Raw genomic sequence first — 14,105 nt, 5'->3', positions numbered from 1 at the left:
TTTGTCAATTCAAAACGAGCGTTTTTTGTTAACCAAATCTAAAACCAAATTAAATTGTTCTTCCCGATTTAGATTAGAATTATCGATTTCAATAGCATCTGTAGCTTTCACTAATGGTGAATTGCTTCGGTGTGTATCAATATAATCACGCTCTTCTACATTTTTAAGCACTTCTTCAAATGTTACCGAATCTCCTTTTTGAATCAATTCGTCAAAGCGTCTCTGAGCTCGGGTTTGAGCACTGGCAGTCATAAAAATTTTGAGTTCGGCATCAGGAAAAACAACAGTTCCAATGTCTCTGCCATCCATTACAACAGCTTTATTTTTTCCCATTTCCTGTTGCTGCTGAACTAATTTTGCACGAACTTCAGGAATTTCAGCCACTTTACTTACAAAATTAGACACCTCAATAGTCCTGATTTGTCTTTCTACATTTTCATCATTCAAATACATTTCGGCAAAACCCAAATCGGGATTGAATTTAAACTCCAAACGTATTGTTGAAAGATGATTTATCAAGCCTTCTTTATCCAAAAAATCAGTTTTTATATAATTATTTTGCATCGAAAAAAAAGCAATGGCGCGGTACATGGCTCCGGTATCAACATACACATAACCTAATTCTTTAGCCAGTTGTTTAGCCAAAGTACTTTTTCCTGTAGAGGAAAATCCATCAATTGCAATTGTAATCTTTTTATCCAAAATGAAGTTTTTGAGAATTAATAATTCGGGTTTAAAAAGCAATAAAAGTACATTTTTTTAAGTGTAATACCCAAAAAAACGGCTATCGAAAAATCAATAGCCGTTTGAAAAAAAATGTTCTTATTTTATTTACTTGTCTTTTGTAAAAGGAATTACTCTTCCATCAGTCAAAATCATATCAAATCCTGTTTGATCTGCATTGTACTTGAATTTCAAACCGGCACGTTTGGATTCAAATTCGTCTTTCCCGATAATATCAACTGAAAACGGAGGATAATCTGTAATTTCAACATTTAAGAGCATATTCTTTTCACTTACAACAATTTTAAGTGGCATTCTTGAATTAGAAAAAGTACCTAAATAAGCATCATAAACCACATCTTTTTCAATCACACCTTTGTCAGCAGTCCAAACATTATTTATTGCATTGCTATCCGGAAAAGCGTGCTCCGGGTCGATTGTTATACTCTCAATTTCTTCTGTTGAAGGATGTTTAAAAGTCCAACTTACATTTTTTTGCCATACTTCAACTGGTAATTTTACGCGGTCTGTTTTTCCACTTTTCAATTTCACATCTAATACAACCGGCATTGGCATTTTTTCGAAGTTTTCGATAGTAATAAAAACACCTTTTTTAGGATCATTTTTTACATATTTTATCGAATTTACACCCTGATCAAAACGCCAATTGTACTGAAACCATCCTCTCCAAAACCAACCCAAATCCTCACCTCCTACATTTTCGATGGTTCTGAAAAAATCATCCGGAGTAGGATGTTTATATGCCCAACGTTCAACATAAGTTTTTAAAGCCAGATCAAAACGTTCCGGACCTAAAACCTGTTCGCGCAAAATAACCAATCCCGCACTTGGTTTTGAATAACACAATTGACCTATATGCGCTTCTTTCATATTATCAGGCGAAGTCAAAATGGGTTCTAAATCAATATTTGTGTGACCCGTTTCGTGCAGGTTTTCTTTTTCGTCTTTGTATTCGCCATTATTAAAATCAATATCACTCAGCGAATTAATAAAAGTATTAAAACCTTCATCCATCCAGCCAAACAAACGTTCGTTTGACCCCACTACCATAGGAAACCAGTGATGTCCAAACTCATGATCGGTAACCCCCCAAAGTCTTTTCCCTTTAGATTTCCAATTGCAAAAAACAATTCCGGGGTATTCCATTCCGCCTTCATTTCCGGCTACATTTGTAGCAGCTGGATAACTGTATTCCAACCATCTTTTTGAATAATTTTCTATCGAATGTTTGACATACTCTGTCGAACGTCCCCAGGCTTCATTGCCTGCACTTTCTTCAGGATAGGCCGATAAGGCTAATGATTTTTTTCCACTTGGTAGTTTAATCTGAGCTCCATCTAAGATAAAAGCCGGCGAAGAAGCCCAGGAAACATCACGGGAATTAATCATTTTATAACGCCAGGTTTTAGTAGTCGAATTTGCTGAACTTTTAGCCGTCAAAATATCCTGAAGTGAATAAATCACAACCGTTTTATCACTATTTTTAGCCTCATTAAGACGCATAAAAGCCTCTGCCGAATATACTTCTTTAGGATTCATCAATTCACCCGAACAAACCACAATATGATTAGCAGGTGCAGTAATAGCAATATCAAAATCGCCATATTCCAAATAAAATTCTGAAGCTCCTAAATAGGGCTGTGTATTCCAGCCTCTTACATCATCATACACACACATACGCGGATACCACTGTGCAATAGTGAAAATTTTACCGTTTTTAGTTTGTAAAACACCTGTTCTGTCTGAACCCTGATCTGGAGAAATATACGAAAACTCAATCTTGAATTCAATTTTCCCCCCTTTTGATTTTAAGGCTTCAGGAAGAAATAACTGCATTCGGGTATCGCTAATAATGTATTTAGCTTCAATATCGGCAATCTTCTTATTATCTATCTTAATAATTTTAACCGATTTAATTTTATGACCGCCATCAAAAATTTGTCCTTGCTTTCCGTTTCTACTTCCCGTGATAGGAACTATTGCCTCACCTCTGGAATCTGCTTTAAATAAATTTTGATCTAAATTCAACCACAAAAATGACAACGTATCCGTACTATTATTGGTATAAGTGATAATATCAGTACCCACAATTTCGTTAGTTTGCTCATTTAAGCTTGCAGTGAGTTTATAATCGGCACGGTTTTGCCAGTATTCAGCACCAGGCTGACCACTAGCCGAACGTGTTGCAGTTCCGTTTTTCGTATAAAAAAAAGGTGCAAAGGCATCGTGGTAATTATAATTAGAAGTTGGTTTTACAACCGAAGTTTCCTGAGCATTTAAAGCCGAAACTCCTAAGAATATTGCTATTTGAAAGATAGCACCGAATCGAATGTTTTTCATGTTTTTCCAATTTGAAACAAATTAATAAAAAAAATCACTCACTTTTAATATGAAACCTAGGCTTTAATTAAATTTTATGAAATATCTTTATCAAAATTAAATTTTTATAAAAAATCAATCGCATTTTGACAACTACTATTTCAAACACAAAGCTTACTGCCAAAATCAATCATAAAGGAGCTGAATTATTTTCCTTACAAACTAATAATACTAAAACAGAATACATCTGGGAAGGAAATCCTGATTTCTGGGGCAAACATTCTCCTGTTTTGTTTCCAATTGTTGGAACACTTAAGAACAATAGCTACATTTTCAATAATCAAGATTACACTCTTTCAAGACATGGTTTTGCCAGAGATATGAATTTCGAATTAATAGATAAAACCGAAAACAGTGCTACTTTTTCAATTCAATCCTCAGCTGAAACTTTAAAAGTCTATCCTTTTGAATTTGAATTGCAAATAATCTACACACTAGAAGACTATAAACTAAATATTCAATACAAAGTAATCAATAAAAATCAATCGCAATTACCCTTTTCCATTGGTGCTCATCCAGCTTTTGCTTTAAACGGGAATTTTGAAGATTATGAATTGGAATTCGAAAAAGAAGAACCGTTAATTTATCATTTATTGGAAAACGATTTGATTTCATCAGCAACTGAAACTCTAGAAAAACAAGACAACTTAGTCAAACTAAACTATCCATTATTTGAAAATGATGCATTGATATTTAAAAATTTAGAATCCAAAAAATTAACAATTTCAAACAATGAAATTCCCTTTCTAAGAGTTGATTTTCAAGGATTTCCTAATCTGGGGATCTGGACTAAAAAAGATGCCCCTTTTATTTGTATCGAACCATGGTATGGCTATTCAGATACCAATAAATCTACAGGAAATCTTTTTGAAAAAGAAGGCATTCAAATTTTAGAACGAAATGAAGTTTTTGATTCGAAATTTACAATTGAAATAATCTAACCTAATTTTGGCAACGATTTAACATACAATTCCTCCACTTTTTTTCTGGCCCAATCGGTTTTTCTTAAAAAAGTCAAACTTGATTTTATACTTGGATTTTCAGTAAAACATTTAATTTTTATCAATTCGCTTAAAGTATCAAAACCATAAAAATCAACTAATTTTTCCAGTATTACTTTTAAAGTCATTCCGTGAAGCGGGTCGTTTGAAGTTTGTTTTTCCATGAAGCAAATTTATATCAATTTCATTAAAAAATTGTGGAATTTTAGTAATTGTTCCTACATTTGCAATCCTATGCTTAAAACTGTCAACATACTCAATAAAAGAGCCCGATATGATTATGAGATAATCGAAAAATTCACTGCTGGAATTGTTTTAGCAGGAACTGAAATCAAATCCATTCGTTTAGGTAAGGCGAATATTACCGAAAGCTTTTGCGAATTTAACGGTACTGAACTCTTTGCTATCAACACTTACATAGAAGAATATGCTTTTGGAAACCAATTCAACCACAAATCCAGAAGCGAAAGAAAACTGCTTTTAAACAAACGTGAATTAAAAAGTCTTGCCCGAAGTGTTCAAGCTAAAGGTTTAACTATAATTCCTTTGCGATTGTTTACTAACGAAAAAGGAATTGCAAAACTAGAAATAGGACTTTGTAAAGGAAAGAAAAACTATGACAAACGCGAATCTCTTAAAGAACAGGATACCAAACGTGATTTGGACAGAATAAAAAAAGCTTTTAATTAAAACATTCACATTTTTTTTTAGCCACACGAATTCGTGTAATTAAAACATATCGAATTTCGTGTGAATTTGTAAAATCTGTGTTTAACTTTTTTAATTTTTATCTTCTAATAAAGGAACAAATCGAAATTCGCCTAATTCGTGTTTTTCAAATTGTGTTTCATTTTTTCGAATAAGCAAAGTCATTATTTGGATTTCTTCTCCTAATGGAATTACGAGTCTTCCTCCTATTTTAAGTTGTGCCATTAATGGCTTTGGTATAATTGGCGCACCTGCAGTAACAATAATACTATCAAAAGGGCCATACGTTGGTAAACCTTTATAACCATCACCAAAAGTAAGGTGTTTAGGCCTAATTCCTAATTTTGGCAATAAAGCTGACGTTTGCTTAAACAACTCATTTTGTCTCTCAATACTATACACTTTTGCTCCCATCATACACAAAACAGCGGTTTGATACCCCGAACCTGTTCCTATTTCCAGAACCTTATGATCTTTCTTTATCTCTAACAACTGAGATTGAAAAGCTACCGTATAGGGTTGCGAAATAGTTTGCCCTGCACCAATAGGAAATGCCTTATCCTGATAAGCATAATCTTCAAAACTGGAGTTTAAAAAAAGGTGTCTTGGGATTTTTTTTATCGCATCAAGCACACGTAAATCAGTAATTCCTTTTTGTTGTAAAGTGCTTACTAATTGATTGCGAAGTCCTTGATGTTTGGCTGTGTCTTTCAAAGTTTAGGGTTTAATTTTTTGTAAAAATAACAGTAAAAAATCCAAAAAGCAACATCCAAAATCCAAATCAATTTTTCTATATTTTAATTTGAATTTCCTACTTTTGTTAAAAATACATTATCATGCTAAAAGTAGGGGTTTTAGGTGCCGGGCATCTGGGAAAAATTCATTTGCGTTTATTACAACAATCTGAAAAATATGAATTAGTTGGTTTTTATGATGAAAATCAGGAATACGCTCAAAAAATTTCAAAAGAATTTGGATACACCAACTTCAATACCATTGCCAAATTAATTCACGCTGTTGACGTAATTGACATTGTAACTCCTACCCTTTCGCACTATAAATGTGCCAGAGCAGCCATCAAATCAGGGAAACACGTTTTTATCGAAAAACCCATTTCGAATACCATTGAAGAAGCCGAAGAAATTATCGCTTTAGCAAATGAATATAACGTAAAAGGTCAGGTAGGACACGTGGAACGTTTTAATCCAGCCTTTATTGCGACTAAAAACATGATCGAAAATCCGATGTTTATAGAAACCCATCGTTTGGCCGAATTCAATCCACGTGGTACAGATGTTCCTGTAGTTTTAGATTTGATGATTCATGATATTGATGTGATTTTGAGTGTAGTAAAATCAAAAGTAAAAAATATCAGTGCCAGCGGCGTTTCGGTAATTAGCGACACCCCAGATATTGCCAATGCCAGAATCGAATTTGAAAATGGCTGTGTTGCCAACTTGACTTCAAGCCGAATTTCGATGAAAAATATGCGTAAAACACGTTTCTTCCAGAAAGATGCTTACATCTCTGTTGACTTTTTAGAGAAAAAATGTGAGGTCGTAAAAATGAAAGACGCTCCCGAAGTTCCCGGCGATTTTGATATGATTTTACAAAATGCCGAAGGAGTAAAAAAACAAATCTATTTTTCGAATCCTGAAGTACAGCAAAACAACGCCATCCTAGACGAATTAGAAACATTTGCTGATGCGATTGTCAATAATACAACGCCTATTGTAACTCTGGATCAAGCTACCGAAGCTTTAAGAGTAGCGCACCAAATTATAGCTTGTTTTAAGAAATAAATATTTTTTCATATAAACATTGAATTTTAAAAGTTACGTTTCGTAACTTTTATTTTTTAAATATAAATCGAATACTGAATGAAAATAGTAGCAATAATAGGTGCAGGAACTATGGGTAACGGAATCGCCCATACTTTTGCCCAAAATGGTTTTACCGTAAAAATGATTGATGTTTCCGAAGAAGCTTTGGAAAAAGGAATGACCACTATTTTTACCAATTTGGACAGAATGCAAAACAAAGGAAGCATTACTGCCGAAGAAAAAATGAAAACCGTTTCGAACATTATTTGTTATACTGATATTGAAGATGGTGTTGTAGGCGCTGATTTAGTAATTGAAGCCGCAACTGAAAAACTGGATTTAAAACTCAGAATATTCAAAAAACTAAACGAATATTGTTCTCACAACACTGTTTTTGCAACTAATACCTCTTCTATTTCTATTACTCAAATTGCATCAGTTGTTGCTCATCCGGAACGGGTTATTGGAATGCATTTTATGAATCCTGTTCCCCTAATGCCTTTGGTAGAAGTCATTCGTGGTTACAACACCAGCGATGAAGTAACCCAATTCATAACTACACTAGCATCCAAATTAGGAAAAACGGCTGTTGAAGCTCATGATTATCCCGGTTTTGTTGCCAATAGAATTTTGATGCCTATGATTAATGAAGCTATCGAAACTTTATACAACAAAGTAGCCGGAGTAAGCGAAATTGACAGCGTGATGAAATTAGGAATGGGACACCCAATGGGTCCTTTACAATTGGCTGATTTTATTGGGCTTGATGTTTGCTTGTCAATATTAAATGTGATGTATGATGGATTTAAAAATCCAAAATACGCTCCTTGTCCACTTTTAGTGAATATGGTCAATGCTAAAAAATTAGGTATAAAATCAGGAGAAGGTTTTTATGATTATAGTGAAAGTAAAAAAGCAGAGAAAGTTTCAAAACAATTTATTACTTATCCTTAATTTTTAATAATGAAAACATTTGAAACTGAATATAAAAGCTTCTATCAACGCCTTTTTACTTTAAAAACCTTTACAATTTTAACATTATTTATATTTTACTCATATCTAGTTTTTAAATTCAAACCATTAACTACTTTATATACAACAATATTAGAATTATTTATTTTAGTAATTTTTACGACATACATCATTTATGAAAGCAAAACTAATATTCACATAATCACTTTCGATGAAGAAAAAATTATATTAGAAGGTGAAACCTTCAATAAGAAATGGGAAAAAACTATTAATATAAAAGAAACTCAAATTATTTTAAAAAACATTGCATCTCGAAATGGAATTTGTGGAGTAGTTTTCTATATAAAACTCCATCATTCGAAAATTTTCTATACTTTGAATAAATTTGAAACCTATTCTGATTATAAAATAATAGAAATTTTCAATGAATTTAAGAGACTCAAAGAAGAAAAAATAATTATTGACGAAAAAATTATATTAAACAGAATCCAAGAAAAAATTAAAAAATGTCAATAAAAAACAACCTCCTCAATATTAAATCCTCTTTGCCTGAGCACGTAACGCTGGTAGCAGTTTCTAAAACCAAACCCGTTACTGATTTAATGGAAGCTTATAATGCAGGTCAAAGGATTTTTGGTGAAAATAAAATCCAGGAAATGACCGAGAAATGGGAACAAATGCCCAAAGACATTCAATGGCACATGATAGGTCACGTTCAAACCAATAAAGTAAAATTTATGGCAGAATATGTGAGTTTGATTCATGGCGTGGATAGCTTGAAATTATTGCATGAGATTAACAGACAAGCTCAAAAACACAATCGTGTAATTGATTGTTTACTACAAATACATATTGCTGAGGAAGAAACTAAATTTGGTTTGGATGAAAATGAGCTAAACGAGATTCTTAATTTCGTTCAAAATAATGAAGAAGGATTTAAAAACATCCGAATTGTGGGTTTAATGGGAATGGCAACTTTTACGGACAATCAAGAGCAAATCAAAAAAGAATTCTTGCATCTAAAATCCATTTTTGATGCTAATCAAAATCTGAAATCTGAAATCTGTAATCTGAAATCTCTTTCAATGGGAATGTCCGGCGATTACAAATTAGCCATTGAATGCGGCAGTACGATGATTCGGGTAGGAAGTAGTATCTTTGGAGGCAGATAATTTAGTGCAAAAACCACAAACAACTAACTATAAACTACAAACTGAAGACTTATTTTGTACGCAATATTAGACATAGAAACTACTGGAGGACAGTTTAATGAAGAGGGTATTACAGAAATTGCTATTTATAAATTTGACGGTCATCAAATTGTAGATCAATTCATCAGTTTAGTAAATCCTGAAATTCCAATTCAGCCTTTTGTGGTAAAATTAACCGGGATTAACAATGCTATGTTGCGTTCGGCTCCTAAATTTTATGAGGTTGCAAAACGCATTATTGAAATTACCGATGATTGTATTTTAGTGGCTCACAATGCCGATTTTGATTATCGAATTCTAAGAACAGAATTTCGTCGTTTAGGATACGATTTCAACACAAAAACCCTTTGTACCGTTGAATTATCTAAAAAATTATTACCAGAACAAAATTCACATAGTTTAGGAAAATTAGTTCGCGCCCTAGGAATTCCAATGGCCGACAGACATCGTGCCAGTGGTGATGCGATGGCAACTGTAAAACTATTCAAAATGTTACTGGAAAAAGATCTTGAAAAAACAATCGTAAAGGATTTTATAAAAATTGAGGTCGAAAAAGGAATTGCTCCTAAACTACTTGATATTTTACGAGAATTACCCACAAAAACCGGTGTTTATTACATTCATAATCAAAGTGGAAACATCATTTATATTGGCAAAAGCAATAATATCAAAAAAAGAGTCAATCAGCATTTTACAGGAATCACCAATAAAAGCAAGCGTATTCAAAATGAAGTTTTCGCTGTTAATTTTGAAGAAACCGGTAGTGAACTGATTGCTTTATTAAAAGAAAGTCAGGAAATAAAAGTCAACAAACCAATTTTAAACAGGGCTCAACGTAAAAATATTTTTATTTATGCGCTTTATTTAGAAAACAGTTCAAATGGTTATCTAAGTCTAAAATTACAAAAAACAGATGGTCGTAAGAAAGAAATAACCTCCTTTGCCTCGTTGCAGGAAGGAAAAAGTTTCTTGTTTAATATTACCGAAAAATATAAGTTATGCCAAAAGTTAAACGGATTGTATGAATCCAAAAAAGAATGCTTTCAATACAATATAAAAGAATGTGACGGTGCCTGCATCAATATAGTTTCACCGGAAATATACAATGAGCGTGTGCAAAATTTCATTAGTAATTATACTTTTGAAAATAAAAGTATGATTATCATTGGAAGAGGTAGGAATATTAACGAAAGAAGTGCTGTTTTAGTTGAAAACGGAGTTTATAAAGGCTATGCTTTTTATGATTTGAATTATCAAATTACCAATGCCAACATACTGAAAAACATACTAATCCCTATGGATAGTAATCGGGATATCCAACGAATTATTCAATCATACATTAGAAAAAACAAAGGCATAAAAATTATTCATTTTTAAATTTTCGGCAATATGGGTTTCTCATCAATGTATTCTGAGTTTAGAAAAAAAGTCTATATCGTAATTTATCACACTAACACCAGAGCAGGAAGGTTGTTTGATTTAATACTGTTAGGAGTTATTCTTATGTGTGTACTCTTGGTAATGATGGAAACAGTAGCCGAATTTGATCAAAAATATCATTCCTACTTAATTACACTTGAATGGATTATTACCGTATTTTTTACCATCGAATACTTACTTCGAATTCTATGTATCAACAGACCCATTAGGTATATTTTTAGTTTTTATGGTATTATCGATTTGCTGGCCATTTTACCCATGTATCTCTCACTGTTTATTACAGGTTATAATATCTTAACAGTTATACGGGCACTGCGATTATTGCGTTTGTTTAAAATTTTGAACAACCCACATTTTACGAATCATTCTAACAAACTAAGAAGGGCTCTTATTGCCAGTCGCGGAAAAATTGTGGTTTTTATTTATTTTGTACTTATTAGCACCATAATTATTGGCTCAATAATGTACCTGGTTGAAGGAAAAGAAAATGGTTTTACGAGTGTCCCAATGAGTATTTACTGGACAATAGTAACCCTGACAACAGTAGGCTATGGCGATATTTCTCCACAAACACCCTTAGGTCAGATTATTGCATCATTTGTAATGATTATGGGTTATGGTATTATTGCTGTTCCTACAGGAATTGTATCGGCCGAAATAAGTAAAATTAGCTATAATAAAGAGATGCAAAATCCCTGTATTAATTGTGACAATACTAATTATCCTTCCAATGCTAAATTTTGTCCTCAATGTGGTCATTCTCTAGAAAATATTTAAAATGAAATATCTAATTACCATAATTGGACCTACGGCCATAGGGAAAACTGCTTTAAGCATTCAATTAGCCAATCATTATAATTGCGAAATTGTTTCTTGTGACAGTCGTCAGTTTTTTAAAGAAATGACTATCGGGACTGCTGTTCCTAATGCAAAAGAATTGGCTGCCGCCCAACATCATTTTATTCAAAATAAATCTATTTTTGAAAATTATACCGTTGGTGATTTCGAAAAAGAAGCGATTACTACAATTGAAGAATTATTCAAAACCAATGACTATGTAGTTTTAGTAGGCGGATCAGGTTTATACGTCAATGCTGTTTTGAAAGGTTTTGATGATTTCCCCGAAATTAATTCGACCGTACGTCAGGAAGTAAATGCTAATTATGAAAAATTAGGAATTGGCTATTTACAGGAGCAACTCAAAAAATTAGACCCAGATTATTTTGAAAAAATTAATCTCGAAAATCCGCAAACCCTACTCAATCCACAACGCATGATGCGATTTGTAGAAGTTTGCATCGGAACAGGAAAAGCCTATTCTTCTTTTTTAAATCAAAAGAAAAACGAAAGAAGCTTCACTCCTATTCTTATTGGTTTAGAAGCCGAAAGAAATGTGATGTACAGTAGAATCAATCAACGTGTGGACATCATGATGAATGAAGGTTTACTGCAAGAAGCAAAGAATTTGTATCCCAACAAAGAGTTAAATGCACTACAAACTGTTGGTTACCGCGAATTATTTAGTTACTTTGACAAAGAATTTACATTGGAATTTGCTATCGAAGAAATCAAAAAAAACACCCGTCGTTTTGCTAAACGTCAACTAACCTGGTTCAAACGAGATGAAAGCACCAAATGGTTTAATTTTGAAACTCCAACTCAAAAAATAATTGATTATATCGAAAATTATTCTAAAAAAACATAAACAACAAAATCCAAACAACATCAAATGCCAGTAGCTGCTAATTTTACTTCTATTATAAGTAAAAACTTCGAAATTAATTTCACCCAATGTTTGCCTTCGGGATGTTTAAAATACACCGAATTATGTAATTTATTGCAACTTACAGCTGCTGAACATGCTGAAATGGGAGGCATTAGCTTTACGGATATGCAGGAATATGACCAGGCCTGGGTTTTGAGTAGAATGCGTGTAGAAATCAGTGCTTTACCCCAATGGAAAGATACTGTAACAGTAAAAACATGGATCAACAGTTTAGAAAATTCCCGCTCGGTTCGTGCTTTGGAAATGTACGTTAATAATAAAAAAATTATAGGCTGCGAAACTTTTTGGGCCGTTTTCAATACTAAAAGTCGTCGTCCTGAATTGTTAACACTTGCACACGATCATTTTGAATTATTCCCGGATGTAAAAGCCACTCAGGAGGGCTTTTCAAAAATTGACATCAATCCCGAAAAAGAAGAAATTTTCAGCAAAACCGTCATTTTATCAGATTTAGATATTGTTAACCATGTGAATAACGTTAAGTATCTGGAATGGTGTATGGATTTAGTGGATGAAAATATTATTCTGAAGCAAAAGATTAAAAGTTTCGAAATGAATTTCATGAAAGAACTTTCGTTACGCGATCAGGTGATGATTCATGAAAATGTATCTGATGATTCTATTGTTTTTAGCATTACTAAAGAAGATAAAAACTGTTTTGCCCTACAATTAAATTTGATATAAGATTTGTTTTGTTTCTCTATTCTCAACAAAATAAGAAGCTGCTTTTCTTCATTAAAAAGCTATTTAAACCAAAATCTCCTAATGACAATTAGGATTTGACTGAACAAACAGACTCATAGTAGCGGGTGATACATAAGGAATTCCTAATCCTAATCCTCTAAGGATAAACAACACTCCTATTAAAACTACTACATATGGAATTACTTTTTGTATTTTGTTCCGTACAGAAACTGTTAAAAAAGAATTGATATAGACCACAGTACTCATTAACGGAATGGTTCCTAAACCAAATAAAACCATGTAAACAACGCCTAAACTAACACTTTGCATAGCAACCGCACCAAATAAAGCTACATACACCATTCCGCATGGCAAAAATCCGTTTAATAACCCAATGGTGAAAAGTGATTGATACGATTTCTTTTTAAACTGATTTCCTAAAACTTGTTTTAACTTAGAAATATGTCTAAATACGGGTTTTGAAAAATTATATTGTGCAACCGTTTTTTCGGGAATCACAATGGCTACAATCATTAAAATCCCAATTAAAATAGACAATTTTTGCTGTATTCCTGCCATAAAAAAACCTTTACCCAGCAAACCAAATACAAAACCTATAGTCGCATAAGCTGTTATTCGTCCCAAATGATAAGTGATAATTTGGATTACTTTTTTTGCAAGATTGCTTCTATCAACAGGCAGCATCACAGCAATAGCCCCGCACATTCCGATGCAGTGAAAGCTACTGATGAGTCCAAATAATAAAGCAGTGTAAAGCATTATTTGAAATTAGAAATTAGAAGTTAGAAGTTAGAAGATGGAAAATGGGGAGATTGACACACAACTCATAACCCACAATTCATAACTTCATTTACTGAATATAAATAGGTTCTTTAGTCAAATACTTTTTTCCATCGTATTGCCACTCCATATTAATGCCCCATTGACCGCCTACCAATTTTGATTTAGGTATGAGCAAAGTTGGATTAGACAACGAAATCGGAGTATCGAAATCTAATTTTTTGTTAGACGGTCGGTAAAGGGACACTGTTCCTGTAATTTGATTTGAAGCAAACGATTCTGGAAAAACGATTGTAATTCCTTCGCTGGTATAGCTGATAATTGGTTTTTGCTTTAGATCATGAGCGTTTTGGATGCGTTCCATTTCTTCCTGAAAACGGGCATCGTGCTTGTAATATTCTTCTACCACCAGCTCATTATCATACTTAGAATTCGATTGCACTTTAATCACAAAATACAATATAAAACTCATAAACAATGCTATCGCAATCACTAATCCTGTTCCCCAATTAATTTTCATAATCATATTTTTTTCGAAGCAAAACTTCTGTTATTT

Annotated in this window: 16 protein-coding genes; 10 read left to right on the top strand and 6 right to left on the bottom strand. The window is 32.9% G+C overall.

Annotated features, from left to right (window positions below):
- Positions 1–9: 9 nt before the first annotated feature.
- Positions 10–702 (bottom strand): (d)CMP kinase, encoded by a 693-nt coding sequence (gene cmk / locus BIW12_RS14015; RefSeq protein ID WP_071186448.1) that lies wholly within the window; start codon positions 700–702, stop codon positions 10–12.
- 129 nt (positions 703–831) lie between these two features.
- A complete protein-coding gene (locus tag BIW12_RS14010; RefSeq protein WP_071185683.1) occupies positions 832–3,084 on the bottom strand; it encodes a M1 family metallopeptidase in 2,253 nt (750 codons plus the stop codon).
- A gap of 125 nt (positions 3,085–3,209) precedes the next feature.
- On the opposite strand from BIW12_RS14010, the gene BIW12_RS14005 reads away from it, so the two are divergent.
- Positions 3,210–4,064 (top strand): aldose 1-epimerase family protein, encoded by an 855-nt coding sequence (locus BIW12_RS14005; protein ID WP_071185682.1) that lies wholly within the window; start codon positions 3,210–3,212, stop codon positions 4,062–4,064.
- On the opposite strand, the gene BIW12_RS14000 is transcribed toward BIW12_RS14005, so the two are convergent.
- Positions 4,061–4,288 (bottom strand): VF530 family protein, encoded by a 228-nt coding sequence (locus BIW12_RS14000; RefSeq protein WP_071185681.1) that lies wholly within the window; start codon positions 4,286–4,288, stop codon positions 4,061–4,063. The two genes, BIW12_RS14005 and BIW12_RS14000, sit on opposite strands and share 4 nt — an antisense overlap.
- Positions 4,289–4,358: 70 nt before the next feature.
- Here BIW12_RS14000 and smpB point away from each other — a divergent pair, with 70 nt between their 5' ends.
- On the top strand, positions 4,359–4,814 hold the full coding sequence (gene smpB, locus BIW12_RS13995; protein ID WP_071186445.1) for an SsrA-binding protein SmpB: 456 nt from the start codon (positions 4,359–4,361) through the stop codon (positions 4,812–4,814).
- Between the two features lie 90 nt (positions 4,815–4,904).
- On the opposite strand, the gene BIW12_RS13990 is transcribed toward smpB, so the two are convergent.
- On the bottom strand, positions 4,905–5,546 hold the full coding sequence (locus BIW12_RS13990) for a protein-L-isoaspartate(D-aspartate) O-methyltransferase (protein ID WP_071185680.1): 642 nt from the start codon (positions 5,544–5,546) through the stop codon (positions 4,905–4,907).
- A 122-nt stretch (positions 5,547–5,668) separates the two neighbouring features.
- Between BIW12_RS13990 and BIW12_RS13985 the strand changes: the two genes are divergently transcribed.
- From BIW12_RS13985 to BIW12_RS13950, 8 genes are all read left to right on the top strand, one after another.
- On the top strand, positions 5,669–6,634 hold the full coding sequence (locus BIW12_RS13985) for a Gfo/Idh/MocA family protein (protein WP_071185679.1): 966 nt from the start codon (positions 5,669–5,671) through the stop codon (positions 6,632–6,634).
- A 78-nt stretch (positions 6,635–6,712) separates the two neighbouring features.
- Positions 6,713–7,609, top strand: coding sequence for a 3-hydroxyacyl-CoA dehydrogenase family protein (locus BIW12_RS13980; RefSeq protein WP_071185678.1), 897 nt, complete (start codon positions 6,713–6,715; stop codon positions 7,607–7,609).
- Between the two features lie 9 nt (positions 7,610–7,618).
- Positions 7,619–8,143, top strand: coding sequence for a hypothetical protein (locus tag BIW12_RS13975; protein ID WP_071185677.1), 525 nt, complete (start codon positions 7,619–7,621; stop codon positions 8,141–8,143).
- Positions 8,134–8,799 (top strand): YggS family pyridoxal phosphate-dependent enzyme, encoded by a 666-nt coding sequence (locus BIW12_RS13970; RefSeq protein ID WP_071185676.1) that lies wholly within the window; start codon positions 8,134–8,136, stop codon positions 8,797–8,799. The genes BIW12_RS13975 and BIW12_RS13970 overlap by 10 nt, the downstream gene beginning before the upstream one ends.
- Before the next feature lie 54 nt (positions 8,800–8,853).
- A complete protein-coding gene (locus BIW12_RS13965; protein WP_071185675.1) occupies positions 8,854–10,215 on the top strand; it encodes an exonuclease domain-containing protein in 1,362 nt (453 codons plus the stop codon).
- Positions 10,216–10,227: 12 nt separating this feature from the next.
- A complete protein-coding gene (locus BIW12_RS13960) occupies positions 10,228–11,055 on the top strand; it encodes an ion transporter (protein ID WP_071185674.1) in 828 nt (275 codons plus the stop codon).
- 1 nt (position 11,056) lies between these two features.
- Positions 11,057–11,983: a tRNA (adenosine(37)-N6)-dimethylallyltransferase MiaA gene (gene miaA, locus BIW12_RS13955; protein ID WP_071185673.1), complete on the top strand. Its 927-nt coding sequence runs from the start codon at positions 11,057–11,059 to the stop codon at positions 11,981–11,983.
- A gap of 24 nt (positions 11,984–12,007) precedes the next feature.
- Positions 12,008–12,748 carry an acyl-[acyl-carrier-protein] thioesterase gene (locus tag BIW12_RS13950; RefSeq protein ID WP_071185672.1) on the top strand — a complete coding sequence of 247 codons (741 nt, stop codon included), beginning with the start codon at positions 12,008–12,010 and terminating at the stop codon, positions 12,746–12,748.
- 78 nt (positions 12,749–12,826) lie between these two features.
- On the opposite strand, the gene BIW12_RS13945 is transcribed toward BIW12_RS13950, so the two are convergent.
- Both BIW12_RS13945 and BIW12_RS13940 read right to left on the bottom strand, forming a co-directional pair.
- Positions 12,827–13,528: a sulfite exporter TauE/SafE family protein gene (locus tag BIW12_RS13945; RefSeq protein WP_071185671.1), complete on the bottom strand. Its 702-nt coding sequence runs from the start codon at positions 13,526–13,528 to the stop codon at positions 12,827–12,829.
- A gap of 91 nt (positions 13,529–13,619) precedes the next feature.
- Positions 13,620–14,069, bottom strand: coding sequence for a FixH family protein (locus BIW12_RS13940; RefSeq protein WP_071185670.1), 450 nt, complete (start codon positions 14,067–14,069; stop codon positions 13,620–13,622).
- Between the last annotated feature and the right edge of the window lie 36 nt (positions 14,070–14,105).

It is taken from the genome of Flavobacterium commune (assembly GCF_001857965.1).
In the GTDB taxonomy this organism is placed as follows: domain Bacteria; phylum Bacteroidota; class Bacteroidia; order Flavobacteriales; family Flavobacteriaceae; genus Flavobacterium; species Flavobacterium commune.
This window is presented reverse-complemented; position numbering and strand designations above follow the sequence as displayed.

What these genes read in the sequence shown, in the direction of transcription:
- BIW12_RS14010 (WP_071185683.1), bottom strand. Translation starts at nt 3,084, where the DNA reads ATGAAAAACATTCGATTCGGTGCTATCTTTCAAATAGCAATATTCTTA.
- BIW12_RS14000 (WP_071185681.1), bottom strand. Translation starts at nt 4,288, where the DNA reads ATGGAAAAACAAACTTCAAACGACCCGCTTCACGGAATGACTTTAAAA.
- smpB (WP_071186445.1), top strand. Translation starts at nt 4,359, where the DNA reads ATGCTTAAAACTGTCAACATACTCAATAAAAGAGCCCGATATGATTAT.
- BIW12_RS13985 (WP_071185679.1), top strand. Translation starts at nt 5,669, where the DNA reads ATGCTAAAAGTAGGGGTTTTAGGTGCCGGGCATCTGGGAAAAATTCAT.
- BIW12_RS13980 (WP_071185678.1), top strand. Translation starts at nt 6,713, where the DNA reads ATGAAAATAGTAGCAATAATAGGTGCAGGAACTATGGGTAACGGAATC.
- BIW12_RS13975 (WP_071185677.1), top strand. Translation starts at nt 7,619, where the DNA reads ATGAAAACATTTGAAACTGAATATAAAAGCTTCTATCAACGCCTTTTT.
- BIW12_RS13970 (WP_071185676.1), top strand. Translation starts at nt 8,134, where the DNA reads ATGTCAATAAAAAACAACCTCCTCAATATTAAATCCTCTTTGCCTGAG.
- BIW12_RS13960 (WP_071185674.1), top strand. Translation starts at nt 10,228, where the DNA reads ATGGGTTTCTCATCAATGTATTCTGAGTTTAGAAAAAAAGTCTATATC.
- miaA (WP_071185673.1), top strand. Translation starts at nt 11,057, where the DNA reads ATGAAATATCTAATTACCATAATTGGACCTACGGCCATAGGGAAAACT.
- BIW12_RS13950 (WP_071185672.1), top strand. Translation starts at nt 12,008, where the DNA reads ATGCCAGTAGCTGCTAATTTTACTTCTATTATAAGTAAAAACTTCGAA.
- BIW12_RS13945 (WP_071185671.1), bottom strand. Translation starts at nt 13,528, where the DNA reads ATGCTTTACACTGCTTTATTATTTGGACTCATCAGTAGCTTTCACTGC.
- BIW12_RS13940 (WP_071185670.1), bottom strand. Translation starts at nt 14,069, where the DNA reads ATGAAAATTAATTGGGGAACAGGATTAGTGATTGCGATAGCATTGTTT.